The sequence below is a fragment of the Jidongwangia harbinensis genome, assembly GCF_020216025.1.
GTDB lineage: Bacteria > Actinomycetota > Actinomycetes > Mycobacteriales > Micromonosporaceae > Actinoplanes > Actinoplanes harbinensis.
Map to the genome: position 1 here is coordinate 38642 of NZ_JAIWNC010000032.1, position 22955 is coordinate 61596.

The 22955-nt window shown below is 72.7% G+C and carries 24 protein-coding genes and 2 pseudogenes; 12 read left to right on the forward strand and 14 right to left on the reverse strand.

The features are described 5' to 3' along the window. Positions 1–40: 40 nt before the first annotated feature. From LDL48_RS31600 to LDL48_RS31620, 5 genes and pseudogenes are all read left to right on the forward strand, one after another. Positions 41–163, forward strand: a complete 123-nt coding sequence (locus LDL48_RS31600; protein WP_225258788.1) for a SapB/AmfS family lanthipeptide — start codon at positions 41–43, stop codon at positions 161–163. Positions 164–203: 40 nt separating this feature from the next. Beyond that, the gene (locus LDL48_RS31605; protein ID WP_225258789.1) at positions 204–326 is read left to right on the forward strand and encodes a SapB/AmfS family lanthipeptide; all 123 of its coding nucleotides are present in this window, start codon (positions 204–206) and stop codon (positions 324–326) included. A 55-nt stretch (positions 327–381) separates the two neighbouring features. Then, positions 382–501: a SapB/AmfS family lanthipeptide gene (locus LDL48_RS31610; protein ID WP_225258790.1), complete on the forward strand. Its 120-nt coding sequence runs from the start codon at positions 382–384 to the stop codon at positions 499–501. A gap of 97 nt (positions 502–598) precedes the next feature. Continuing rightward, positions 599–2251: an ABC transporter ATP-binding protein gene (locus LDL48_RS31615; protein ID WP_225258791.1), complete on the forward strand. Its 1653-nt coding sequence runs from the start codon at positions 599–601 to the stop codon at positions 2249–2251. A 1064-nt stretch (positions 2252–3315) separates the two neighbouring features. Then, a pseudogene (locus LDL48_RS31620) lies at positions 3316–3744 on the forward strand (ATP-binding cassette domain-containing protein); the annotation flags it as partial. Between the two features lie 222 nt (positions 3745–3966). On the opposite strand, the gene LDL48_RS44735 reads toward LDL48_RS31620, so the two are convergent. Further along, entirely contained in the window at positions 3967–4593 is a 627-nt protein-coding gene (locus LDL48_RS44735) for a response regulator transcription factor (protein WP_225258792.1), read from the reverse strand. A gap of 131 nt (positions 4594–4724) precedes the next feature. Here LDL48_RS44735 and LDL48_RS31630 point away from each other — a divergent pair, with 131 nt between their 5' ends. Genes LDL48_RS31630 through LDL48_RS31640 form a run of 3 tightly spaced genes read left to right on the forward strand, consistent with a single transcriptional unit; the run spans position 4725 to position 5808 of the window. Further along, positions 4725–4874, forward strand: coding sequence for a hypothetical protein (locus LDL48_RS31630; RefSeq protein ID WP_225258793.1), 150 nt, complete (start codon positions 4725–4727; stop codon positions 4872–4874). A 9-nt stretch (positions 4875–4883) separates the two neighbouring features. Then, positions 4884–5300 (forward strand): VOC family protein, encoded by a 417-nt coding sequence (locus tag LDL48_RS31635; protein ID WP_255629525.1) that lies wholly within the window; start codon positions 4884–4886, stop codon positions 5298–5300. A 55-nt stretch (positions 5301–5355) separates the two neighbouring features. After that, positions 5356–5808, forward strand: a complete 453-nt coding sequence (locus LDL48_RS31640; RefSeq protein ID WP_372472223.1) for a deaminase — start codon at positions 5356–5358, stop codon at positions 5806–5808. A 24-nt stretch (positions 5809–5832) separates the two neighbouring features. On the opposite strand, the gene LDL48_RS31645 is transcribed toward LDL48_RS31640, so the two are convergent. From LDL48_RS31645 to LDL48_RS31655, 3 genes are all read right to left on the reverse strand, one after another. Continuing rightward, a complete protein-coding gene (locus LDL48_RS31645) occupies positions 5833–6696 on the reverse strand; it encodes an arylamine N-acetyltransferase family protein (RefSeq protein ID WP_225258794.1) in 864 nt (287 codons plus the stop codon). Next, positions 6696–7760, reverse strand: coding sequence for a LacI family DNA-binding transcriptional regulator (locus tag LDL48_RS31650; RefSeq protein ID WP_225258795.1), 1065 nt, complete (start codon positions 7758–7760; stop codon positions 6696–6698). The genes LDL48_RS31645 and LDL48_RS31650 overlap by 1 nt, the downstream gene beginning before the upstream one ends. 73 nt (positions 7761–7833) lie before the next feature. Continuing rightward, positions 7834–8493: a response regulator transcription factor gene (locus tag LDL48_RS31655; RefSeq protein ID WP_225258796.1), complete on the reverse strand. Its 660-nt coding sequence runs from the start codon at positions 8491–8493 to the stop codon at positions 7834–7836. 150 nt (positions 8494–8643) lie between these two features. Between LDL48_RS31655 and LDL48_RS31660 the strand changes: the two genes are divergently transcribed. Both LDL48_RS31660 and LDL48_RS31665 read left to right on the forward strand, forming a co-directional pair. Further along, positions 8644–10257 (forward strand): sensor histidine kinase, encoded by a 1614-nt coding sequence (locus LDL48_RS31660; protein WP_225258797.1) that lies wholly within the window; start codon positions 8644–8646, stop codon positions 10255–10257. 144 nt (positions 10258–10401) lie between these two features. Further along, on the forward strand, positions 10402–10794 hold the full coding sequence (locus tag LDL48_RS31665; RefSeq protein ID WP_225258798.1) for an RDD family protein: 393 nt from the start codon (positions 10402–10404) through the stop codon (positions 10792–10794). Between the two features lie 10 nt (positions 10795–10804). Here the strand turns inward: LDL48_RS31665 and LDL48_RS31670 are convergent, their stop codons facing one another. The 7 genes and pseudogenes from LDL48_RS31670 to LDL48_RS31700 form a co-directional block, all read right to left on the reverse strand. Beyond that, entirely contained in the window at positions 10805–11851 is a 1047-nt protein-coding gene (locus LDL48_RS31670; protein WP_225258799.1) for a hypothetical protein, read from the reverse strand. Next, the gene (locus LDL48_RS31675) at positions 11848–12774 is read right to left on the reverse strand and encodes a transporter substrate-binding domain-containing protein (RefSeq protein WP_225258800.1); all 927 of its coding nucleotides are present in this window, start codon (positions 12772–12774) and stop codon (positions 11848–11850) included. Before LDL48_RS31675 ends, LDL48_RS31670 begins: the two co-directional genes overlap by 4 nt. Before the next feature lie 146 nt (positions 12775–12920). After that, positions 12921–13721, reverse strand: coding sequence for an SAM-dependent methyltransferase (locus LDL48_RS31680; protein ID WP_225258801.1), 801 nt, complete (start codon positions 13719–13721; stop codon positions 12921–12923). After that, on the reverse strand, positions 13718–14596 hold the full coding sequence (locus LDL48_RS31685; protein ID WP_225258802.1) for a Sco1979 family transcriptional regulator: 879 nt from the start codon (positions 14594–14596) through the stop codon (positions 13718–13720). Before LDL48_RS31685 ends, LDL48_RS31680 begins: the two co-directional genes overlap by 4 nt. A gap of 91 nt (positions 14597–14687) precedes the next feature. Beyond that, positions 14688–17363 carry a PQQ-dependent sugar dehydrogenase gene (locus LDL48_RS31690; RefSeq protein ID WP_225258803.1) on the reverse strand — a complete coding sequence of 892 codons (2676 nt, stop codon included), beginning with the start codon at positions 17361–17363 and terminating at the stop codon, positions 14688–14690. 250 nt (positions 17364–17613) lie between these two features. Further along, on the reverse strand, positions 17614–18174 hold the full coding sequence (locus LDL48_RS31695) for a GNAT family N-acetyltransferase (protein WP_225258804.1): 561 nt from the start codon (positions 18172–18174) through the stop codon (positions 17614–17616). A 155-nt stretch (positions 18175–18329) separates the two neighbouring features. Beyond that, positions 18330–18419, reverse strand: a pseudogene (locus LDL48_RS31700) (SAM-dependent methyltransferase); the annotation flags it as partial. Between the two features lie 125 nt (positions 18420–18544). Here LDL48_RS31700 and LDL48_RS31705 point away from each other — a divergent pair. Together LDL48_RS31705 and yiaA are read left to right on the forward strand one after the other, a co-directional pair. After that, positions 18545–18928, forward strand: a complete 384-nt coding sequence (locus LDL48_RS31705) for an HPF/RaiA family ribosome-associated protein (RefSeq protein WP_225258805.1) — start codon at positions 18545–18547, stop codon at positions 18926–18928. Positions 18929–19108: 180 nt separating this feature from the next. Continuing rightward, complete coding sequence (gene yiaA, locus LDL48_RS31710) at positions 19109–19609, forward strand: inner membrane protein YiaA (protein ID WP_225258806.1); 501 nt, start codon at positions 19109–19111, stop codon at positions 19607–19609. Positions 19610–19617: 8 nt separating this feature from the next. Here the strand turns inward: yiaA and LDL48_RS31715 are convergent, their stop codons facing one another. The 3 genes from LDL48_RS31715 to LDL48_RS31725 all read right to left on the reverse strand — a co-directional run bounded on the left by LDL48_RS31715 (position 19618) and on the right by LDL48_RS31725 (position 22954). Then, complete coding sequence (locus LDL48_RS31715) at positions 19618–20307, reverse strand: hypothetical protein (RefSeq protein WP_225258807.1); 690 nt, start codon at positions 20305–20307, stop codon at positions 19618–19620. A gap of 350 nt (positions 20308–20657) precedes the next feature. Then, positions 20658–21893, reverse strand: coding sequence for a vanadium-dependent haloperoxidase (locus LDL48_RS31720; protein WP_225258808.1), 1236 nt, complete (start codon positions 21891–21893; stop codon positions 20658–20660). 35 nt (positions 21894–21928) lie between these two features. Further along, positions 21929–22954: an aldo/keto reductase gene (locus LDL48_RS31725; RefSeq protein ID WP_225258809.1), complete on the reverse strand. Its 1026-nt coding sequence runs from the start codon at positions 22952–22954 to the stop codon at positions 21929–21931. Between the last annotated feature and the right edge of the window lies 1 nt (position 22955).

Here is a 22955-nt window from a genome sequence, read left to right on the forward strand (position 1 = left end):
CGTGGAGACCGACGACGCCAACGAAAGGAGGTGAACTGACATGGCACTTCTGGACCTGCAGGGCCTGGAGCTTTCCGCCGAGCGTACCGGTGGCGGGGGCGGCAGCAAGGCTTCCCTGCTGCTGTGCGGCGACAGCTCGCTGAGCGTGACGACCTGTAACTGATCTCATCCCCGAACGACAAGATCAACGAAGGAGAACCATCATGGCACTTCTCGACCTGCAGGGCATGGAGCTTTCCGCCGAGCGCACCGGTGGGGGCACCGGAAGCCGCGCGTCGCTGCTGCTGTGCGGCGACAGCTCGCTGAGCGTCACCACCTGCGACTGATCTCATCCCCGAACCAGCCGAAGTCCGTTCCCCGAACTAACGAAGGAGCAACATCATGGCACTTCTCGACCTGCAGGGCATGGAACTGGCCGCCGAGAACCGTACCGGTGGCGGAAGCCGCGCGTCGCTGCTGCTGTGCGGCGACAGCTCGCTGAGCGTCACCACCTGCAACTGACGCCAATCGATCGATCGGCGGTGTTGCGCGGCCCTGGAGCGTGGTCAAGAGCCCGCTCCGGGGCCGCGTGGTGCCACCCCTGACCCAGGAGATTCCTATGGCTCCCGCGACCGCGCGCCGCTGCACCCTGGCGCTGCTCGCCGCGGCGGCCGGCATCTCCGCAGTGGCCGAACTCGCCCTGCCCATGGTCATCGGCCGTACGGTCGACGCGGTCGTCGCCGACCGGGAGACCGGCCGGTGGCTCGCCTGGTCCCTGGTTCTGGTCGGCATCCTGGTGGTGGCCGATCCGGTGCGGGACCTCGCCGCCGGTCTGGCCCCGGCGGAGCGGACCGCCGGCCTCCGCCGCCGACTCGTCCGGCACACCCTCGCTCTGGGTTCCCACCGCCCGGATGCCAACGGCGATGTGGTGAGCCGGGTGATCACCGGCGCGGCGGAGGCCGGTCAGGGCGGGGTGGCGGTCATCCTGGCCACGGTCAGCACCATCCCGGTGATCGGTGCGATCGTGGCGCTCGCGTACCTCGACGGCTGGCTGATCGCCGGTTACCTCGCCGGGGTCGTGGTGATCACCGGGATGCTGCGCCGGCACGTGCGGGACACCTCCGACGCGGTGCTGCGCTACCAGCGGGCCCAGGCCGAGATCGCGGCCCGGTTGTCCGAGTCGCTCGCCGGCCGGCGCACCATCACCGCCGCGGCGACCGTGCCCGCCGAGATCCACCGCTGCCTGCGCCCGCTGCGTGAACTCACCGCCGCGGGAGTGGACACCTGGCACATCCTGGCCCGGTCGGCCGGGCAGAGCACGCTCGCCGGGCCGCTGCTGCAACTGTCCGTGGTGGCCGTCGGCGGCTGGCTGATGGCCGGCGGCCGGCTCACTCCGGGGGAGTTGCTCGCCGCCATCCAGTACGGCGCGCTCGGTGCCGGTGTCGGCGGCCTGGTGGCCGGCTTCAACCGGGTGGCCCGGGCCCGCGCCGGATCCCGCCGGGTCGCCGAGGTGCTGGACCGTCCCGCCCCGCGCTTCGGCCACCGGAGCCTGCCGGCCGGTCCGGGCGCCCTGACCTTCCACCGCGTCACCGCCCGGTCCGGGGGCGAACCGGTGCTGTCCGACGTGACCCTGACCCTGCCGGCCGGCCGGCCGATCGCCGTGGTCGGCCGCTCCGGTTCCGGCAAGTCGATGCTGGCCGCGCTCGCCGCCCGCCTGGCCGACCCGGACGAGGGCCGGATCTGCCTGGACGGAGTGCCGCTGAGCGAGTTGTCCGCCGACGCGCTGCGCCGGGAGATCGGCGTCGCCTTCGAACGGCCGACGCTGGTCGGCGCGACCGTCGGCGCGGCCGTGGGCCTGGGGCACGACCGGCCGGACGGCGCCACGGTGGCGGCCGCGCTGCGCGCCGCCCGCGCCGACACGTTCGTGGCGCTGCTGCCGGACGGGGCGGACACCCCGTTGTCGCGTACGCCGCTGTCCGGCGGCGAGATCCAGCGGCTCGGACTGGCCCGGGCCTGGCACGCCCGGCGGCTGCTGGTCCTCGACGACGCCACGTCCAGCCTGGACACCGCGACCGAGGCGGAGATCATGCGGCTGCTCACCGGGGAGAGCCGGCGTACCCATCTGATCGTCGCGCACCGGGTCAGCACCGCGGCCCAGTGCGCGACCGTGGTGTGGCTGGACGACGGCCGGGTCCGCGCGGTGGCGCCGCACCGCGCACTGTGGAGCGATCCGGACTACCGCGCCGTGTTCGGCACCGGGGAGCAGTCGTGAGGCGGCCGGGCGCGGTGGGGCGCGAGGCGGCCGCGGCGCTGCGCAGCCGGCGCCGCGACGTCTGGCGGCTGCTCGCCTGGTCGGTACCCGAGGCGGCGCCCGCCGTGCTCTCCGGGCTGGTCGTGGCGCGGGCCGTCGACCAGGGCTTCCTCCGCGGCCGGCCGTGGACCGGGACCGCCTGGCTGGGACTGCTGATCGTGGCCGCGGTGCTCGGTGCCTGGGGCGCCCGGCAGACCCACCGGGCGGTGGCCGGCGTGGTCGAACCGTTCCGCGACGAGCTGGTCGGCCGGGTGGTCACCGCCGCGCTGCACTCCGCGGACCGGCACGGCGGGACCCCGTCCGACGACGGCGCGGTGGCCCGGCTCACCCAGCAGGTCGAGACGGTACGGGACTCGTTCGCCGGCCTGGTCCTGGTGTCCCGGGGTTTCCTGGTGACCGTCCTGGCCGCGCTGATCGGCACCGCGTCGCTGGCCCCGCCGCTGCTGCTCCTGGTGGCGCCGCCGCTGCTCGGCAGCCTGGTGCTGTTCCTCCTGGCGCTGCGGCTCGCGGTGCGGTGGCAACGAAACCATCTGGCCGCCGGGGAGCAGCTCGCGGACCGTACCGCCGCGGTGGCCGCCGCCACCCGGGACGTGGCCGCCTGCCGCGCCGGGGAACGCGCCGCCGGCTTCGTCGACGAGTCGATCGCCGCGCAGGCCCGGGCCGAGCGGGCCCTGGCCCGGCTGGCCGCGATCCGCTCGCTCACCGTGGTCGTCGGCGGGTGGCTGCCGCTGATCGCGGTCCTGGCCGGGGCCGGCTGGATCACCGGCAACGGCCTCAGCACCGGTGCGCTGATCGGTGTCCTGACCTACCTGGCGCAGGTGCTGGTGCCCACCTTGGAGCTGTTCGTGCAGACCGTGGGCAGCGCCGGCCTGCGGTTCGTGATCACCTTGGACCGCCTGCTGCGCCGGGTGGGACACCGGATCGCCGCTCCGGCGACGTCCGGGCGGCGGGTGGCCGTACCGCCGCGGCACGCCCCGCTCGTTCTGCGGCGGGTGACGTTCCGCTACGGCGCCGCGGCCCACCCGGTGCTGCACGACTTCAGCCTCACCATCACCCGCGGCGACCACCTCGTCGTGGTCGGGCCCAGTGGCGCCGGCAAGTCCACGTTCGCCGGCCTGCTCTGCGGCACGCTCCAGCCGGACAGCGGCGCGGTGCTGGTCGGGGACATCTCCGTCGAGGATCTCGATCCCGCCACCCGGGCCCGGTGCCGGGTGCTGATCCCGCAGGAGGCGTACGTCTTCCCGGGCACCGTGGCGGAGAACCTGCGCTACCTGAACCCGGAGGCGACCGATCGGCAGCTGCGGGCCGCGGCCGGGCTGCTCGGCGCCGACCCGTTGCTGGCCCGGCTCGGCGGCCTGGACGCCCCGCTGCGGCCCGGCGACCTGTCGGCCGGGCAGCGTCAGCTGCTCACCCTGGTCCGCGCCTACCTGGCGCCGGCGCCGGTGGCCGTGCTGGACGAGGCGACCTGCCATCTCGACCCGGCCGCCGAGGAGCGGGTCGAGCTGGCCTTCGCCGCGCGGGGCACGCTGGTGGTGATCGCGCACCGGATCAGTTCGGCGATGCGGGCGTCACGGGTGCTACTGCTCGACGGCGACCGCCCGATGCTCGGCGACCACCACTCGCTGCAGATCACCAGCCCGCGCTACCGGGAGATGACCGGGTACTGGCACGCGGCGTCAGAGCCAGCCGGCCCGGCGGGCCCGGTTGATCGCGTCGACCCGGCTGTCCGCCCCGGTCTTGGCGGTGATCCGGCTCAGGCAGTTGCGCACCGTGCCGGCCGACAGGTTCAGCTTCCGGGCGACCTCGTCGGTCGGCATGCCCTGAGCGGTCAGGGCGAGCACCTCCCGCTCCCGGCCGGTCAGCGGGTTCTCCGGCTGGACCAGTAGCGAGGCCACCAGCTCGGGGTCGATCACCGCGTTGCCGTTGACCAGGCTGCGCAGGGCCGACAGCAGGTGGTCCAGCGAGGCGCGTTTGGTCACGAACCCCACCTTGTCCATGTCGTCCGGACCGAGCCCGGCGAGCACGTCGTGCCGGTCGGCGGCGAGCAGGATCAACACCCGGGTGCCGGGTACGGCCCGGCGGATCGCGGACGCGGCCACCAGCGGGTCGTCGCCGGCCCCGTCCAGATCGAGCACCGTCAGGTCCGGCGCCACCGGCAGGGCGACGACCTCCTGCCACACCGGAACCTCGGCGATCACCTCGAGGTCGCCCTCGCTGCGGAACGCGGCCGCCAGCGCGCCGCGGTACAACGGCGCGTCCTGCACAACCGCAACCCGGATGGGGGAGGACTCGGCCCTTTGCACGCCTCACAGAATGGCACGGTGTTGATACTTAAAGCGATCAGGGTCGGGTGCTTGTCACTTGCCCGTGATCGGCGGTGCGGCGACGGCGCCGCGGGGAGGTCCGAACACGGCCCGGTGCGGGCAGCGAAAAGGTGGTCGGGCCGCCGCTGGTGACGCTCGGCCCGGCCGCCGGGGACGCCGGCTGGTTCGCCTGGGCGGCCGCGTTCGCGGTGTTCGCGGTCCTGGCCCAGGCCCTGCCGGCGCGTTCCCGCGTCCCGAAGGGGCGCACCGTGCCGCCATAGGATGCCGTCATGATCGAGCCGCATCTGCCGATACGTATTGCCCGCCCGGTGCGCGACCTGGACGACAGCGCGGACTTCTACGTCCGAGGGCTGGGCCTGGAGTTGCTGTACCGCGCGGACGGCGACGCGGCGCTGGGCGAGCGTGATCTGCTGATGGTCGGCCCCGCCGGCGGATTCTGGCACCTGGAGCTGACCGCCGGCGCGGCGGACGTGGTGGAGCCCGCACCGACGCCGGAGGACCTGCTCGTCGTCTACCTCGGACGGCCGGTTCCGGAGGACCTGGTACGGCGGACGGTGGCGCACGGCGGCGCGGTGGTTCCCGCGCACAACCCCTACTGGGACCGGTGGGGAGTCACGATCGCCGATCCGGACGGATACCGGGTGGTGCTCAGCAGCCGCACCTGGCGACCCTCCACAGCGGATTGAGCGGTCGCCGCCCCCCGCGCCGACGACGGAGATTGACACCGAACGGGGGAGAATCGTGGATTCCGAGGAGGACCGGCGCTGGCTGCGCACGGCGATCGAGCTGTCCCGGCGGTGCCCGTCGAGCACCGCCGCCTATGCGGTGGGCGCGATCGTGGTGGCCGCGGACGGCGCCGAGGTGTCGCGCGGCTACTCGCGCGAGGGTATGCCGTTCGTGCACGCGGAGGAGTCGGCGCTGGCGAAGCTGGCCGGCACCGGGACCGACCTGTCCGGTGCCACCATGTACACGTCGATGGAGCCGTGCAGCGCCCGCCGGTCCGGCCCGCGTACCTGCGCCGAGCTGATCGTCGCGGCCGGGCTCACCCGGGTGGTGCTGGCGTTGCGCGAGCCGCCGGTCTTCGTGCACTGCGTCGGGGTCGAGACGCTGCGCGCGGCCGGCGTCGAGGTGGTCATGATCCCGGACCTGGGCGCCGAGGTGGTGGCGGTCAACGCGGCCGTGCTGGGCCGATGATCACCGCCAGCGCGAAGGTGCCGCTCATCGCGCGGCCTCCCGGTCCGGGGTGGTGGCCGTCGCGGCGACCAGCGCGGCGATCTCGTCGGCGGACAGGGCGGTGCCCAGCTCGGCGCGCAGCCCGTCGGCGTACTCCCGGTCGGTGAGGGTTCGCCGCTGCGCCGGGTGGCCGGGCCGGTCGACGCTGAACTCGCGGCCGATCAGCCGGCGTACCGAGGTGTCGTCCTTGCGCACCACCACCGGCCGCTGCACGAACGGCGAGTTCGGGTGGGTGGAGGTCTGGTAGTTGGCACCGTCGATGTCCACGAAGTACTGCGGTTCCTCGGTGAACGTCTGAATCGTGGTCCACTCGGCGCCGTCGTGCTCGCGCAGCCGCCACGCCGAGTCCGGTCCGCGCACGAGTTCGTACGTCCAGGCGCCCTGGCGGTGCGGCCCGGTGGCGGCCAGTGGCAGCGGGGCGAGCAGCCCGGAGCCGAAGCCGACGTCCGCGAGCCACCGTTCGCCGCCCACCGCCACCTTCAGCACCATGTGCCCGCGGGGACGCGGATGTTCCAGCGGCTCACCGGTGCGGGCCAGCAGCCGGTCCACCCGGAAGCCCAGCCGGTCGAGGACCGCGGCGAACAGCGTGGCGTGTTCGTAGCAGTAGCCGCCCCGGCGCCGGGCGACCAACTTGTCCTGCACGGCGTCGAGGTCGACGGCGACGCCCCGGCCCAGGATGACGTCCAGGTTCTCGAACGGGATCGCGGCCAGGTGCGCGCGGTGCAGGGCGGCCAGCGTACGGGCGGTCGCGGCCGGCGGTTCGTCGAGGCCGACGCGTCGCAGGTAGGCCGGGAGGTCTAGCCGGTCGGCGTGCCACTGGTCCGGTGCGACCGGGGAGTGGTTCGACATCACGATGTCCTTTCCGGTAGGCGGGCGGGTCCGGTGGTGGAGCGGACGATCAGTTCGGTCGGCAGGACCACCCGGGTCTCGGTGTAGGCGGGGTCGAGCAGCATGCGGCCCATCAGCCGGCCCTTGTCCCGCATCGGCTGGCGGACGGTGGTCAGCCCGGCCGGTGCGGCCAGGGGCGCGTCGTCGAAGCCGGTCACCGAGACGTCCGTTCCGGGCCGCAGCCGGTGCGCCCGCAGGCGGTCCAGCACCCCGGACGCCAGCACGTCGCTGTCCGCCGCGATGGCGGTGGGCCGGCCCGGGCCGGCGAGCGCGAGGTCGGCGGCCACCCGGCCGGATTCCGGCGCGTTGCGGCCGCCGCTCACCACCCGGATCCGGGCGGTCCCGCCGAGGCCCTCGCGGATGCCGGTCAGGCGCAGTGTCGAGTACGGATAGAGCGTGCCCTCGTCGACGTCCGGCACCGGTACGCCGGGCTCCGCCGGGCTGGCCACCACGACCGTGACGTCGGTGTGGCCGAGGCCCGCGAGGTGCGCGCCGATGTCCCGGCCGGCCGCGCGGTCGTCGGTCACCACGCACCGTCCGGCGGTCGTCTCGGCGGACTGGACGATCGGGATCTTCCGGTCCGCCAGCACCCGGACGGCGGGATGGCCGTCGCCGAGTCCGTCGGCCACCGCGCCGTCGATCACCGCGCGGTGCACCGCGTCCAGCGACTGCCGGCGGGCGTCGTCGTCGAGGCCGGCGGTGCCGAGGTCGAACGGGATCAGCACCAGGCCGGTCCGGGTGCGTTCGGTGACCTCGGCGAGGCCGCCGAGCATCGCCAGCACGTACGGGTCGGAGAACGCGTAGGAGAGCCCGACGGTGAAGATGACGCCGATCGCGCCGGCCCGCCCGGTGCGCAGCGATCGCCCCGCCGCGTCCGGGCCGGAGTAGCCCTGCCGCCGTGCCTCGGCGAGGATCTGCGTGCGGACCTGGGCGGAGAGCCGGTCCGGCCGGTTGAACGCGTAGGACACCGCGGCCGTGGACACGCCGGCCGCGTTCGCCACCGACCTGAGCGTGGGGCGCGGCATGGCACTCACCTCCGTCCCGTTAATCGATTAACAAGACGGTAGCCCGACACCCGGCCGCTCGTCCACCCGGAGATCAGCCGAGCAGCCCCGCGCGGTGCACCAGCAGCGCCGCCTGCACCCGGTTCTCGCAGTCCAGCTTCGTGAAGATCCGGCTGACGTGGGTCTTGACCGTGCCCTCGGTGATCCACAACTGTTCGCTGATGGCGACGTTGGACAGGCCCTGCGCGATCAGGATGAGCACCTCGCGCTCCCGCTCGCTCAGCACGGCCAGCCGCTGGCCGGCGTCGGTGGCCTGGGAGGTGTGCGCGGTGGGCAACTGGTCGAGCAGCTGCCGGGTGATCGACGGGGTCAGGAACGCCTCGCCGGCGGCGGCCGCGCGGACCGCCCGGGCCAGCTCGTCCACGGCCGAGTCCTTGAGCAGGAAGCCGGCCGCGCCGGCCGCGAGCGCCTCCGCGACGTACTCCGCCTCGCCGAACGTGGTCAGCACCAGGACGGCCGAATCGGGCGCCAGCGTCCGGATCTCGCGCAGTGCCGCCAGCCCGTCCATCACCGGCATCCGGATGTCGAGCAGGACCACCTGCGGCCGGTGCCGGACCGTCAGGTCCACCGCCTCCCGCCCGTTCGTCGCCTCGGCGACGATCTCGACGTCCGCGAGCGGCTGCAGGATCAGGCCGATGCCGGCGCGCACCAACCGGTCGTCGTCCGCGATCAGCACGCGAATGGGTTCGGTCATGCCCCGACTGTAGTGATCACCGTCGCCCGGTGCGGAGCGTGCATGCGACGAAAGTTGTACCGGCGACGCTTCCGGATCACCCTGACGCCGGTGTGCCCCCGGCGGCGGGTCTGTAAGGCTGGTGCATTGTTCCCGATCAGCGAGTAGGTCATGACGACAGTGATCCGTGCCCCGGCCCGACGCTGGTGGGCGGCGATCCGGGCCACCGGCAGGCTGCGGTTGACGTACGAGATCGCCCTGGCCCTGGTGCTGGCCGGCACCGCCGCGCTGTTCGGCGCCACCTCGGAGACCGTGCTGCCGACGGCCGTGGTCGTGCCGGTGGCCGTCTTGGCCGCCCTGATCTGCACCCCGCTGCGGCTGGTGTACCCGCTGAGTACCCTGGTCGCGGCGGCGCTCGCCGGCGTCGTGACCGGTGACGGCGGCGGCGGCCTGCTGTTCGTGCTGAGCGTCTCGGCCGGCTACCGGATGCGGCACCTGGGCCGTACGCTGCTGGCCTTCCTGGTGACGTTCGCGCTCTGGCAGCTGGCACTGCTGCAGAGCCCGGAGATGCGCGACGTCACCGGGCAGGTGCTGGGTGCCGCCGGTTTCGTGTGGTTCTTTCTGTTCCCGGCCGCGGCCGGGTGGGCGGTCGGCAAGCGCCGCCGGGTGGTTCGCGCCATGCACTGGCGCAACGTGCAGCTGCACGACCAGCAGGAGGAGGTGGCCCGTCAGGCCCGCACCCGGGAACGGACCCGGATCGCCCGCGACCTGCACGATTCGCTCGGACACCAGCTCACCCTGATCTCGCTGTACGCCGGCACGCTGAACTCGGCGACCGGGCCGCAACGGGACGAGACGATCACCTTGCTGCGCACCACGGCCGCCTCCGCGATGGCGGACCTGCGGCAGAGCCTCGGCATCCTGCGCCAGGACGGCGACGCCGACGAGGTCGGGGCCGCCCAGCCGTTGAGCAACCTGGACGGCCTGGCGGACGCGGCCCGGTCCGCCGGTGCGTCCTCCACGCTGACCCGCAGCGGCACCGAGCGGCCGTTGCCGCCGCTGATCGAGCACGCCGCGTACCGCGTGATCCAGGAGGGGATGACCAACGCGCTCCGGCACGCCCGCGGCGGGTCCATCGAGGTCTCGCTGCGGTACGAGCCGGACACGCTGGTCGTGGAGGTGCTCAACGGGCCCGGTGCGCCGCACGGCGCACCGACCTCGGGTCAGGGACTGATCGGGCTGGGCGAACGGGTCCGGCTCGCCGGTGGGGTGCTCTACCACGGTGCGACGCCGGACCGCGGGTTCCGGCTGGCCGCGATGTTGCCGTACCAGGTGCCCGCGTCCGAGGGCGGCGCCGGACCGGACCAACTGGCCGTGCCCGGTCCCGTCCCTGGTACCGACGTGGCCGGCGACTTCGAGCTGCTCGTGCGCCGTTCGGCCCGGCGCTCCAGGATCGCGTTGATCGCATTGACCGGCACGGTCGTCGCCGTCCTCGGGATCTGCGTGGCGGCGGTGGTGGTGATCGCCACCCTGCCGGACACCTCCGTCGACCCGGAGCGGTTCGACGCGCTGCGCATCGGAGCGAGCGAACCCGAGGTGCGCAAGGCGCTGCCCGACCCCGGCTCCGCGGTGACCGGCGACCCTGCGCCGCCGCCGGACACGACCTGCGTGGACTACTCGGCGTCGCTGCAGGCGCAGCTCGAGTCGGACTCCGAGAGGGAACTGATCTACCGGTTCTGCTTCCGGGACGGCGCCTTGGTCACCAAGGAGAAGCTCTACCGCTGAGCCGGTGACGACTTTCGGGTACGCGCTGTCCGGCAAAGGAGTCACCCCCGGCACCCGGCACGTCCGTCCCCGCGCCGACGCGCCGCCCGGGCCCCGGCTGTCACGCTTCTCCCGGTCCACGAAAACGACGCCCCGGGAGTTCAGATGCCTTTCGCGAACTGGTACAGCCGCGTTGCCGCGTACCTCATCGACGGGGTGGTGATCCTGCCTTTCTACCTGGTCGCCATGCTCGCCGAACGGGCGACCGGGAGCGACGTCGCCTACCTCGCGGCGCTGCTCGTCGGCATCGCCGCGAACGGCTACAACCGGTGGTGGCTGGCCGGGCGCACCGGGCAGAGCTGGGGCCGCAGGGTGGTCCGCATCCGGCTGGTGGCCGAGCGCACCGAGCAGCCGATCGGCCCCGGCCGGGCGTTCCTGCGGGACCTCGCGCACATCCTGGACGACCTCATCTTCTACCTCGGCTACCTGTTCCCGCTCTGGACGGCCAAGCGCCAGACGCTCGCCGACAAGGTGATGCGCACCGTGGTCCTCGGCTGACCGCGACCGGTCACAGCGACGTCCGGTCCGGCGACCGGCCGCCCCGGCAGACGGCGTCGGTGACGCTGACCGGACGTCGCTGCCGCCCCCACGCCTCCAGCAGGGAGTCCTCGACGTGCAGCTGGTGCACCCGGATCCGGTACACCGGCAACTCGTCCGGGGACGGGCACAGCACCCGGGCGGTGATCTCGTCGTTGTGCACGTACCGGAGGCCCCCGTGCTCCTGCAGGATCGCGGTCAGCTCGTCGTCGGAGTCGATCACGTAGCCGAGAACGGTGACCGGCGGCGCCGTACCCTCCCGCACGGTGGTGGCGGTGAGCGGCAGCACCGGCACGGCCATCAGCGGCAGCAGCGCCCAGGCACCCAGCAGGAGCACCGCCGGCTGGGCGGCGCCGGCCAGGACCCGGACGACCGGCCGGGGGACCGGCCCGCTCACCAGCGGTGTCAGCAGCGGCGGGACGACCAGCAGGAGTACGACGACGGGTTCCGCCTGGCGCCACGCCTCGGTGACCGTCGGCCAGGTCACCGCGGCGTAGGCGGCGAGGAGGGCGGCCAGCGTCGCCCGCCGCTCCCAGGGTTGCAGCCCGCGGTACGGCGCGGTCGCCTGGCCGGCCATCACCAGGGCCGGCAGCAGCAGCGGCAGATAGAGGATCGGCCACGTCATGGCCGCCAGCGCGGCGATCGCGACGAGCAGCCACAACTCCGTGGCGTCGGCGCACCGGGCGAACAGCGGCCGGCGCCGGAACGGCCGCCCGGCCTGCTCGGCGGCGGTCGCGCTCAGCGCCAGCAGGCCGCCGAGGGCCAGCACGGCCAGCAGGGCCATGGTGACGGTACGGGTGCCGATGAGCAGGACCGCCGCGAAGAGGTTGCCCGGGTTGACGTTCGACACGATCATCAACGTGGTCTGGAGCTGACCGCCGGCCTCGATCCACAGCCGCAGGAGCGACAGCGCGGCCGGCACCGCCACCACCACGGTCCAGAACAGCTGACCGCTGCCGGGGCGCGGTTCCGGTTCGGACCTGGCCGCGGTGTCCGGCGCCTCGGCGGTCGCCGTCACCGGGCCGGCGACTTCGAGTCGAAGTCGACCAGCTCGGGCACCTGCTCCGGGCGCGGCTGGGTGGCCGGGCCGAGGTCCGTCAGGTGCTCCCGGTAGGCCCGCTGCCACTCCGTCGACAGCCCGCGCCGCTGGTCCAGGAAGCTGCGGTGCAGGAAGTAGTCGACCAGCTGCCGCAGCGCCGGGTTGTCCCGGGACACGCCGACGCCGAGCCGCTCGGTGCCGGGGTTCGTGGCGGTGGCCAGCTTCAGGTCCAGCAACGCGAACCGCCCCGGCGCCTGACCGGCGAATCCGGACAGGATCGTCCGGTCCGTGCTCATCGCGTGGAACGTGCCCTTCCGCAGTCCCTGGAAGCAGAGCAGATCACTGTCCAGCGGGATGTACGGGATCTTCCGCTGGGCCAGCAGCGCCTCGGACGTCGAGCCGGTGGCGGTGCACACCTGATGCTCGGGATTCTTCAGGTCCGCGATCGTCGTGATCGCATTCTTCTGCGCCGTCGGAATCAGCACGCTCTGTTCGGTGATGAGGTAGGGGCCGGCGAAGTCGATGTATTTCTTCTTCTCGGTGGTGATGGAGAAACTGGCCACCACGAGATCGACGGTATTCTGCTGGAGCACCTTGACGCGGTCCGCGACGTTGTTGATGGACACCCATTCGATCTTGTCGTCGCCGTCGTATCCGAGGTTGCGCGCGATGTACCGGGCGATGTCGACGTCGAACCCACGGTGCTCGCCGCGGTCCACGTACGCCATCGGCCGCTGCCAGGTGTAGACCCCGATCCGCAGGCGGGGTGGCCGATTCTCGTCGTGCAGCCCGGCCGCCGCCAGCAGGTCCTCGACGGAGGTGGGCGCGTCCTTGGTGACCTTCTCGCACGCCGCCACCAGGATCAGGGCGAGCAGCGCGGCGAACGCCACCGCGGTGCGCATGCGCGCCGGCAAGTGTAGCGAACCGCCATTCATGCGGGTCCATTCCGTTGGTCGATCCGGATGTGCGGAATTGCGATTCCACGGTATCCAGATCGTCCAAAGGGATTACCCCGAACGTGGCCGGCCGCCGGTTTTCCCGGCGGTCGTCACGGCTTTCGGGCGACGCCGACGAGGTTGTGCAACGGCTTGGCGGGACCGGCCGGGTCCGGATCCGGCCGCCACCGGGTGACGTCCACCAGCCCCGGCGGAGTCAGTTCCAGGCCGTCGAAGTAGCCGGCGATCTCCGCCGGGCTGCGCATCGCGTACGGCGGGTTGGCCGACTCGTTCCAGATCCGCATGACGTCGTTGAGTTCCGGGTTGGTGTCGGTGCCGTCGCAGACCACCAGATAACTGCCCGAGGGCAGGGCGTCCATGATCCGCCGGACGATGGCCCGGGCCTCCTCCGCGGTAGGCAGGTGGGCGAGGATCCCGGACAGCATGAGCGCGACCGGCCGGGTCATGTCGAGCGTGCGCGCGGCCTCCCGCAACACCGTTTCGGTGTCCCGGATGTCCGCGTCGATGTAGTCGGTGGCGCCCTCCGGGCAGCTGGTCAGCAACGCCCGGGCGTGGGCGAGCACGAGGGGGTCGTAGTCGACGTACACGATCCGGGCCTCCGGGGCCACCGCCTGGGCCACCTCGTGCGTGTTGTCGGCGGTGGGCAGGCCGGTGCCGATGTCCAGGAACTGCCGGACGCCGGCCTCGCCGGCCAGGTAGCGCACGGCCCGCTTCAGGACGGCGCGGTCGGCGCGGGCGATCTCCACGATGATCGGGTACGCCTTCGCGATCTCGTCACCCAGAGCCCGGTCGACGGCGTAGTTGTCCTTGCCGCCCAGCCAGTAGTTCCACACCCGGGCGGTCTGCGGAACGGTCGAATCAATCTTGACGGGGAGCGTGGGTTCGTCACTCATGAGAACTCACCGATGATCCGATCCAGGATGTGCACGGTCTCCCTCGGCGGTGCCGCGTCCACGAAGAGGCGGTTCACCGCGTCGAAGTAGGCGTCCACGTCCTCGCCTCTGTCCATGTACAACGCGCTGGTCAGTTGCTCGACGTAGACCAGGTCGGGCAGTTCGGAGTGCGGGAAACGAAGGATGGTGAAGGAACCGCCCGCCGCGGCGTGGCCCCCGGCGGCCAGCGGGACCACCTGCAGCTGGACGTTCGGCATCTTGGTGACGATGCCGATCAGCGACTCGAGCTGGTCCCGCATCACCCGCGGGCCGCCGACCGGCCGGCGGAGCGCGGCCTCGTCCACCACCGCCCACAGCTTCGGCGGGTCCGGGCGGGTGAGCAGTTGCTGCCGCTCCAGGCGCAGCCGGACCCGGCGTGCCACCTCGTCCGCGCTGCCGTGGCCGAGGCGCACCACCGCCCGGGCGTAATCCTCGGTCTGCAGCAGCCCCGGCACGAACTGCACCTCGTAGGTGCGGATCAGCGTCGCCGTCGCCTCCAGGCCCAGGTACCGGTGGAACCAGTTCGGCGTGACGTCGCGGTACGAACGCCACCAGCCGGACTCGTTGGCCTCCCGGACGCGGGCCAGCAGGGCGGCCCGTTCCCCCTCGTCGTGGACGCCGTAGAGCGACAACAGGTCCGCGACGTCGCGTTCCTTGAAGCCGACCCGGCCCAGCTCCATGCGGCTGATCTTGGACTCGGAGGCCCGGATCGGCTCGCCGGCCTCGGCCCGGGTCAGCCCACGTTCCTCGCGCAGGCGCCGCAGCTGGGCACCCACCAGGATCCGCACGGCGGTGGGACCGTCACCGGGCCCGTCCTGCTGCGGTGATCCACTCACCATGCACCTCCGGGTTCTCCCCGGCCAAGCATGCCACCAGGCTCCGGCGCTGGCTATTCCCCCTGGTGGCGACGCTCGGCCGGGGTCGGGTTCACCGGGTCCGGGGCGCGACCGCCACGTTGAGTTCCGCCGCCGACGTCCAGGCCCGTCCGTTCACCTCGGACAGTGCCCGCAGCCGGACGTACCGGCCGGTCTTCGCGGGGAACGTGGCGGACTGCTCGGCCGTGCTGTTGACCCAGGTGCCGGTGGCCACCGGACTGCCCCACGCGGTCCCGTCGGCGGAGACGTACACCTCGTAGCGGGCGATCCGGCCGTTCGGCATGTCCTGCCGGGGCAGGTAGTACAGGCCGGTCACGGCCTGGGCGGCACCCAGGTCGAGCTGGATCTCGTGCGGTGGCGGCGGATCGGCCGCTTGCCACTGGGTGTGCCACATGGTGGTCCGGTTGCCGTCCAGCACGTTGGTCCCCCGGCCGTTCTGGCCCGCGGTCTCCGCGCTGTCGACCGACCGCACCCGCATCTGCGACTGCGGCAGCCGCTCCGGCACGAACGTCGCCGTGTACGTCTGCGGCGTCGCCGGCGCGGTGATGACGTGGGTCTGCGCGCCGCCGTCGGACCAACCGGCGAAGACGTACGTGGTGCCGCCCGCGGTCTGCGGGGTGACGCCACTGACCGTGTTCTCCGAGCCCTGGATGACGGTCCGGGTGAACGGCGTGGTCTGCACCGTGCTGCCCACCGCCACCTGCAGCCCGGCCGGACTGCTGGCGAACGTCAGGTCGACGGTACGCGGATCGATGCGCCGGGTGGTGGTGGCCGACAGCCCGCCGGAGTCGGTGGCGGTCAGCGACAACTCCAGATAGGACGGGTACTCGTGGTCCGGCGCCGGGAACGACGCCCCGGCCACCCCGTTCCACTCCTGCACCGTGTGCACGTGGCAGTTGTCCAGCGTGTAGCAGTGATACTGGAGCAACCGCCAGCGCAACGCGGAGGCGGGCAGCGCGCCCTCGTCCGGGTCGGTGGCGTGCCCGGCGAAGGTCAACGTCTCACCCACGGCGAACGTGGAACCGGCCGCCGGGCTGTCCACGACCGCGTCCGGCGGGCTGTTGTCGGACTGGATCGCGACCGTCTGGGTGTCGGCCACATCCAGCGTGTCCAGCACCCGCAGCCGCGCCGTGTACGGTCCGCCGGCCGGATAGGTGTGGGTCGCGGTGGGCGTGCGCGCGTCCACCGTGCCGTCGTCGGTGAAGTCCCACTCGTAGCGGAGCAGGCCCTGGTCGGCCGGGTCCGGGTCGGTGGACGACCGGGCGTCGAACGAGACCGTCAGCGGCGCCGCGCCGGTGGTGGGCGAGGCGACCAGCACCGCGGTCGGCGGCTGGTTGCCCGCGAAGTACCGGATTCGCCGGACGGTGCCGGCGGCGTCGACGTAGTACAGGTCGCCGCCCGGCCCGATGGCCAGATCCACCGGGTTCGCCGCCGCGGCCGCGAAGGTGAGCCGGTTCGCCGCGACCGGCACCCCGCCGGGCGCGGCCGGCTGCATCGCCCAGATGCAGTCGCGGGTGTAGTCCGCGAAGAACACCGCACCCTGGTACGCCGCCGGATAGTCACCGCCGGCGGTCGGATAGAACGCCACCCCGGACGTGCTGGACCCGCCGGTCGGGCAGGTCTCGCCGGCGACCACGGTGCTCGAATGCTGGTACGCGTAGTGCGGCGCGGTCTGCCCGCCCCCGGTGTAGAGGCTCTCGCAGAGGTTCACGTTGGCGCCGTCGTACCCGCCCTGCCGGGGCGCGCCCTCGAAACACGGCCAGCCGAAGTTGGTCAGCCCCGCGGTGGGGCTGGTCAGGCGGTTGAGTTCCTCCCAGGTGTTCCACCCGACGTCACCGATCCACACCTCGCTCGTACCCGGCCGCATCGCGAACCGGTACGGGTTCCGCAGGCCGTACGCCACGATCCGGCGGGCGTTCTGGTCCGCCGCGCCGATCGCCGGGTTGTCCGGCGCGGCCGCCCCGGTGAGCGGGTCCAGCCGCAGGATCGTCCCGTCCAGCCCCGCCGCGTCGGCCGGCGTGCGGACGTCCTGGGACCGCAGCGCGCCGCCCTCCGCGGTGGGCGGCGTCATCGTGCCGCCGGGCGGGTCGGCACACGGGTTGATCGGCGAGCCCAACTGGCCGTAGTCGACGACGTTGTAGCTGGCGCCGTCGCCGGAACTGGCGTACAGCATGCCGTCCGCGCCGAAGTGCAGGTCGCCGATCGAGTGCGACGGATACTGCTGGCACCAGTCGTGCAGCAGCACCTGCTCGGTGCCGGTCATGACATCGCCGGCCGCCTGCAGCACCGACAGCCGGCCGGTGACGATGCACCGCCCGCCGTTCGCGCCGCCGACCGCGCTGCAGTTGTCGTTCCACACCGGTGCCACCTGACCCGGCGGGGCATCGTACGTGTAAAGCACATAAACGGACGGTTGGGTGGGAAAATCGGGATGCAGCGCAAGGCCGAGCAGCCCGCGGTCATTCTGGTTGTGCACATTCGCCGACAGGTCGGCGAAAAGCGTCGGCGTCGGATCGGCGATCGAGTCGAAGACCTTGATCCGGCCGGCCTTCTCCGCCACGAAGATTCGCCCGTCCGGTGCGAATTCGAGGTTCATCGGCTGATTGAGTCCGGTAAGGACGGTCTGCTCGCGGAAGCCGGCCGGCAGAACCACTGCCGCCGCTGGTGCCGGCGGTGCGAGCACGGTCAGCAGGGCCGCGGTCAAGGCGGTCACGGAGAACGCGGACATGGTGCGTCGATATGACACAGTCACCCTCCCCTATAGTGGCGATGTCATTCCTGCGAATAACAACACGCGCCAGAATGGGTACGGGGAAAACCCGGATAAGGGAGCGTCCATCGTTGCTTCCGACTCTTAAGTCCAAACTGGACCAAGTCCGATCTATCGAGGATCCGAAAAATGACACGGCCGGCGATCGTGAAGGCGCGGCCGGGATGATCCGGTGGAACACCCGGGTCGGGTGGGCGGGCGACCGGGATCAGGGGTGGGCGGCGAGACGGCTCAGCGCCGCGGCGTCCGGCCACATCATGCGCAGCTTGCGGGGATGGCCGGTCAGCTTGCTCGGGTCCCCGCCGGGCGCCGACACCGTGGCCGTCTCTCCGGCGACGGCCCCGGCCGCGCGGTAGAACCGTTGCGCCGCGGTGTTCTGCTGCAGCACCCACAGGTACATCCCGTCGTGGGTGGCCCGTTCCGCGGCGGCGCGGGCGGCGCGGCCCAGCAGCCGCGTGCCGACTCCGGTCCGGTGCAGATCGTGGACGACGTGCAGATTGTCCACGAGGCTGCCGTGTTCCGGGTCGTCGTCGAACCGGACGTGGATGAAGCCCACCAGCCGGCCGTCGTGCTCGGCGAGGATGGTCTCCGTGCCGGCCGGCGTGGCGAGGCGCGCCGACCAGACCGCCTGCCGGTCGGCCGCGACGTCGCCGTTCAGGTACGAGTCGGCGTAGGCGCCCCGGTAGTGCCGGCGCCAGCTGTCGGCGTGCAGTGCGGCGATCCGGTCGGCGTCCTCCGCGCCGCCGGTCCGGAACCGCGGTGACGTCATGACGGCCGCCGGAACAGCGGTGAGGTCATGACGGCCCGCCTGAGCCGCGGTGACGTCATGACGGCCCGCCGGGTGCGCGCCTGGCCTCGATCAGGGTCCGGGTGGAGTGGGCCACGAAGACCCCGTGCGTACGTGCGCAGGTCCACCATCTGCAGCTCGGTGGCGCAGCCGTCGAGCCAGTCGAACGACCATCCGGACACGTCCGCGGCGGCGGCCTCGTCGACAAGATCTTGAAAAGCGCGCACATCGGCATCCTCCCGCGGCCGTCAATCGGAATTGCCGGCGCGGCGTCGACGCGATCGGCCGGGATTTGAAAACGGTCACCTGGGTACAGGAGATCCGTCCGGTTTTGCCGTATCGAGGAGGTCTTATGAGTGCCGTCGCCAACCCGGCTACCGTCGAGGAGTGCCTGCGCATGGGTGCCGGCTTCTCCCAGGGCGACCGCAACTGGATCACTGAGCAGTTCGGCACCCTGGACGCGCGGCTGGCCTCGTTCCACGCCGATGCCACCGAGCTGGAGATCTCCGTGAAGGATCGCGAGGCGCGCGGCCAGAAGGTCACCCTGGAGTGCTGGATCGGCGGGCGCGAGAAGATCGTCACCACCTCCAGCGAGGAGGATCTGCACGCGGCGGTCATGGACGTGCGGGACGATCTGCGGCGGCGGTTGAACGACTCGAAGACCAAGCAGGAGCCGCGGCACAACCGGCACCTGCGGGACGTCGCGCAGCCCGAGCCGGGCGACCTGACCGTGTGAGACGACGACGATGCCCCGGCCGTGTGCCGGGGCATCGTCGTCTGCTCAGGAGGGCCTACCTACCGCCGATAAGTACCGCTACTCAGGCTTATCGTGTGCGGCGCGCGCAGGCTGGTGCAGGTCAACGGCCCAGAGGCGAGCGCACGAGGGCCGACCGTCCGCACCCCTTCGGAGATCGCCGTGGCCCCTCAACCGCCGTCCCCCGCCAAGCCCACCGCCGCCTTCGTCGGCGCTTCCTGGGCGGCGCTGTTCCTCGGCGTGATCGCCTACTCGGTCGGGCTCTGGAACGCCACGATGACCAAGAGCGAGAAGGGGTTCTACGCCGCGGTGCTGGTGCTGGGGCTGTTCGCCGCGGTGTCCCTGCAGAAGTCGGTACGGGACCGGGCCGAGTCCCTCCCGGTGTCCGCGTTGTATCTGGGGCTGTCCTGGGCGGTGGTCGCGCTGGCGGTGCTGATGCTGGTGGTCGGCCTGTGGAACAGCGGCATGCTGCTCAGCGAGAAGGGCTTCTACGGTCTGGCCTTCGCTCTGTCCCTGTTCGCCGCGGTCGCGGTGCAGAAGAACGTCCGCGACACCCTGCAGTACCGGCTGCCGTCGCACGCCGTCGCGGTCGCCGTGCCGGAGTCGCAGTGGAGCGGCCGGCGGCCGGCGCCGGGGGAGGGCTCGCCGTCCGCGGCCGCCTGAGGCGCCGGTCAGCCGTCGGCGGGCAGGAGGCGCCGGCCGAACTCGATGGTGTCGAGGTCGCCGTGGAACTGGTCGGTGTCGACGTCGGCCTGACCGGGCCGGATCCGCTTGCCGCCGATCACCACGGCGCCGCTGGGCAGGATGTCGTCCAGCGGGCCGGTCTGCTGGGCCGGCGGCAGCACCTGGCGGCCGGTCTCCCGGTCGTCGACCCGGATCTGGAACAGCACCGGTGACAGGCGGATGCAGGTGACCCGGTACCACCGTCCGACGGTGAACTGGAAGTCGTCCGCGCCGGCCGGCAGCAGGACGGCCCGGGTGCCGTCCGCCCAGCGGCACGACGGACGACCGTAGTCGACCTGCAGCTTCCACTGGCTCAGGCCGGCGCCCGCGGCACCGTACTGGAACACGTTCATCCCGGCGTCCGGAGACGGCGGCTCGGTGAGCCGGATGTCGGCGCCGAACACGAACCGTCCCTCGCCCGGCACCAGCGTGACGGTGCGGGTCGGCTGGATGATGGCCTGCGGGCACGGGACGGTGGTGCAGTGGCCGCCGGGGAAGCGGAGGAAGGGGTCGCCGTCCGGGCCGGGCACCGAGGTGACGGTGCCGCCGCCACCGGTACTGACCGTCCCGTGCAACTCGTTGCCGCTGCTGTCGGCGACCAGGCCGGCGGTCAGCCCGCCGGCGTAGTGCAGTTCCACGTGGCCCGGCGGAGGCGCGGCGGCGGCCGGGCCCGCAACGGCAAGAACAGCGGCACACGCGGCGCCGGTCAAGGCGGCACCCAGCCTGGTCCGGGCGGCACCCAGTGGGGTTCGGGCGGCACCCAGTGGGGTTCGGGCGGCACCCAGTGGGGTTCGGGCGGCACCCAGCGAGGTTTGGGCGGCACCCAGCGAGGTTCGGGCGGCACCCGAGCGGGTCGCCGCGGCGCGCAAACCGGTCAGAGCAGAACATAAAGGCTTCATGGTGAGGAGTGCAGCCGACCGGACAGGCCGTGGGCAAGGCAGATCGGTCCCACGGCCCATCCGTACCCGATCGGGGTAAACCGACCGGGTCAGTGCAGCAGTCCCGGCGCCTCGCGGACGGTGTGCGCGGCGACGTCGAGGCCGAGCCGGATGCCGGCCTCGTCGGCGTTGCGGGTGTGGATGCCGGACCACACCCGGGCGTCGACGTTCTCCCGGCTGGGCCGGTGCCAGTCGGTGTAGGTGCGGGTGACGCCGGGCGCGCTCGGGCTGGAGATCGTGTACGGCTGCGCCGACCGCCGGCCGACCAGCGCGGTCAGGACGCCCTCGGCCGCCCCGGAGTAGGTGTTGTGCCCGCTCGGATAGTCCGGGTGGGCCGGCGTGGTGTGCAGCGGCAGCCACTCCGGGTCCGGGTCGAGGTCGCCGGTGCGGATCGCCGTCACCGGGCGCCAGCGCTGGTACGCGTACTTGGCGTCGGCGGTGGCGATCTGCGTGTCGACCAGGGCGACGTGGAAGACCGCCACCAGCCGGACCCGGTCGGCGAGCCGGGCGCGGGACGGTGCCACGGCGGCCCGCAGAATGCCGGTGTACAGGGTCAGCGACGAGCCGAGCCAGAACGTGGCGGTGTCGGTCTGCGCCGCCGTCCGCGCGGTGCTGGTCGCGCCGCCGTAGGCGCGTACCTCCGCCAGGTCGGCGCGGTAGCGGGCCGAGCCGACCGCGGGCGGCGGGCCCGGCCGGTACTGGTCGGGCCGGTCCAGTGCGAACGGCCGGGCGACCCGGTTGCCGTACTGGGTGGCCGCGGCGTGACCGGGCGGGGTGGGCTGCCACACCCCGGGGGCGGGCGCCGGCACCGGGAACGGCGTGTTGACGGCGGCCGGGTCCAGGCCGTCGCCGGCCCGTTCGGCGATCAGGGCGTCGGCCGCCGAGCGACCGGCCACCACGCCGCGCTCCTTCGCCGGACCGTCCGGGATGCGGGACAGGCTGGCGGCGAGCGTGGTGTCCGCCGCGGCGGCCTGTCCGGGCACCAGGGTGACCAGCGTCTGGTGCACGGCGCCGGCCAGCGCGGCGTTCTGCCAGGACCGGCCGGGCTCGCCGGTGCGCAGCGCGCGGGCCGCGGCCAGCCAGCCGATCGCCCAGGTACGGCTGTTGGTGACCTGGGTGGGTGCACCGCCGGCCGCGATCGCCGCGGCGGTGGCGTCGTACCACTCGAGCACCGGATCTGCGGCGGGCGGCGCGGCGGCGGCCGGCGCGCCGAGCACCAGGGCCGCGACGGTCGTGGCGGTCAGGCCGAGGGCGAGCGGGCGCCGCGGAAGCGAACGCAGGGGCATCGGGACAACTCCGTTCCGAGGGGAGGGATCAGCGGTCAGCGGCGGCGGGCCGACGGGTCGGTGATCGACGGCGGCTGGTATCCGGCGTCGGCCGGGTTGAGCGTGGTGCCGGGCGGGACGATCTCGTCGATCCGGTCCAGCACGTCCGGCGGGAGCGTCAGCTTCGCCGCGCCCAGTTGCGACTCGAGGTGGTCGAGCGTGCGCGGGCCGATGATCGCGGAGGTGACCGCCGGGTGGGCGAGCACGAACGCCAGCGCCAGGTGGATCAGCGAGAGACCGGCCTCGTCGGCGAGCCTGCCGAGCTGGTCGACGGCGGCCAGCTTGGTGGCGTTCTCCGGGCGGGTCGGGTCGTAACGGGCCGGGAACCGCTCGGCGCGCCGGGAGATCGGGGCGGTCAGGCCGGGGTGGTACTGCCCGGAGAGGTAGCCGCCGGCGAGCGGGCTCCACGGTATGACGGCCAGGCCGTAGCGGGCGGCCACCGGCAGCACCTCGCGTTCGATGCCGCGGGCCAGGATCGAGTACGGCGGTTGCTCGCTGACCACGCGTTCCCGGCCGCGCCGCTCGGCGGTCCACTGTCCCTCCACGATGGCCGACGGCTCGAACGTGGACGTACCCAAATAGCGGATCTTGCCCTGGCGGACCAGGTCGGAGAGCGCACCGAGGGTGTCGTCGAAGTCGGTGCCGGGCTCCGGCCGGTGCACCTGGTAGAGGTCGATCCAGTCGGTCCGCAGCCGGCGCAGGCTGTGCTCGACGGCGGCGGTGATCCAGCGCCGGGAGTTGCCCCGGGTGAGCCGCCCCTCGCCGATCTGGCCGTGCACCTTGGTGGCGAGGAAGACGTCGTCGCGCCGGCCCTGCAGCGCCTTGCCGACGATCTCCTCGCTCTCGCCCTGTGAATACACGTCGGCGGTGTCGACGACGTTGATGCCCTCGTCGAGGGCGCGGTGGATGATGCGGATGCCGTCCTGGTGGTCCGGGTTGCCGCGGGCGCCGAAGTTCATCGCGCCCAGGGTCAGATTGCTGACCTCGACACCGGTACGGCCGAACGGCCGGTACTCGACCATG

Coding starts and splice junctions, on each gene's coding strand:
- LDL48_RS31600 (WP_225258788.1), top strand. CDS start 41: ATGGCACTTCTGGACCTGCAGGGCCTGGAGCTTTCCGCCGAGCGTACC.
- LDL48_RS31605 (WP_225258789.1), top strand. CDS start 204: ATGGCACTTCTCGACCTGCAGGGCATGGAGCTTTCCGCCGAGCGCACC.
- LDL48_RS31610 (WP_225258790.1), top strand. CDS start 382: ATGGCACTTCTCGACCTGCAGGGCATGGAACTGGCCGCCGAGAACCGT.
- LDL48_RS31615 (WP_225258791.1), top strand. CDS start 599: ATGGCTCCCGCGACCGCGCGCCGCTGCACCCTGGCGCTGCTCGCCGCG.
- LDL48_RS31635 (WP_255629525.1), top strand. CDS start 4,884: ATGATCGAGCCGCATCTGCCGATACGTATTGCCCGCCCGGTGCGCGAC.
- LDL48_RS31645 (WP_225258794.1), bottom strand. CDS start 6,696: ATGTCGAACCACTCCCCGGTCGCACCGGACCAGTGGCACGCCGACCGG.
- LDL48_RS31650 (WP_225258795.1), bottom strand. CDS start 7,760: ATGCCGCGCCCCACGCTCAGGTCGGTGGCGAACGCGGCCGGCGTGTCC.
- LDL48_RS31655 (WP_225258796.1), bottom strand. CDS start 8,493: ATGACCGAACCCATTCGCGTGCTGATCGCGGACGACGACCGGTTGGTG.
- LDL48_RS31660 (WP_225258797.1), top strand. CDS start 8,644: ATGACGACAGTGATCCGTGCCCCGGCCCGACGCTGGTGGGCGGCGATC.
- LDL48_RS31665 (WP_225258798.1), top strand. CDS start 10,402: ATGCCTTTCGCGAACTGGTACAGCCGCGTTGCCGCGTACCTCATCGAC.
- LDL48_RS31675 (WP_225258800.1), bottom strand. CDS start 12,774: ATGCGCACCGCGGTGGCGTTCGCCGCGCTGCTCGCCCTGATCCTGGTG.
- LDL48_RS31680 (WP_225258801.1), bottom strand. CDS start 13,721: ATGAGTGACGAACCCACGCTCCCCGTCAAGATTGATTCGACCGTTCCG.
- LDL48_RS31690 (WP_225258803.1), bottom strand. CDS start 17,363: ATGTCCGCGTTCTCCGTGACCGCCTTGACCGCGGCCCTGCTGACCGTG.
- LDL48_RS31695 (WP_225258804.1), bottom strand. CDS start 18,174: ATGACGTCACCGCGGTTCCGGACCGGCGGCGCGGAGGACGCCGACCGG.
- LDL48_RS31705 (WP_225258805.1), top strand. CDS start 18,545: ATGAGTGCCGTCGCCAACCCGGCTACCGTCGAGGAGTGCCTGCGCATG.
- LDL48_RS31720 (WP_225258808.1), bottom strand. CDS start 21,893: ATGCCCCTGCGTTCGCTTCCGCGGCGCCCGCTCGCCCTCGGCCTGACC.
- LDL48_RS31725 (WP_225258809.1), bottom strand. CDS start 22,954: ATGGTCGAGTACCGGCCGTTCGGCCGTACCGGTGTCGAGGTCAGCAAT.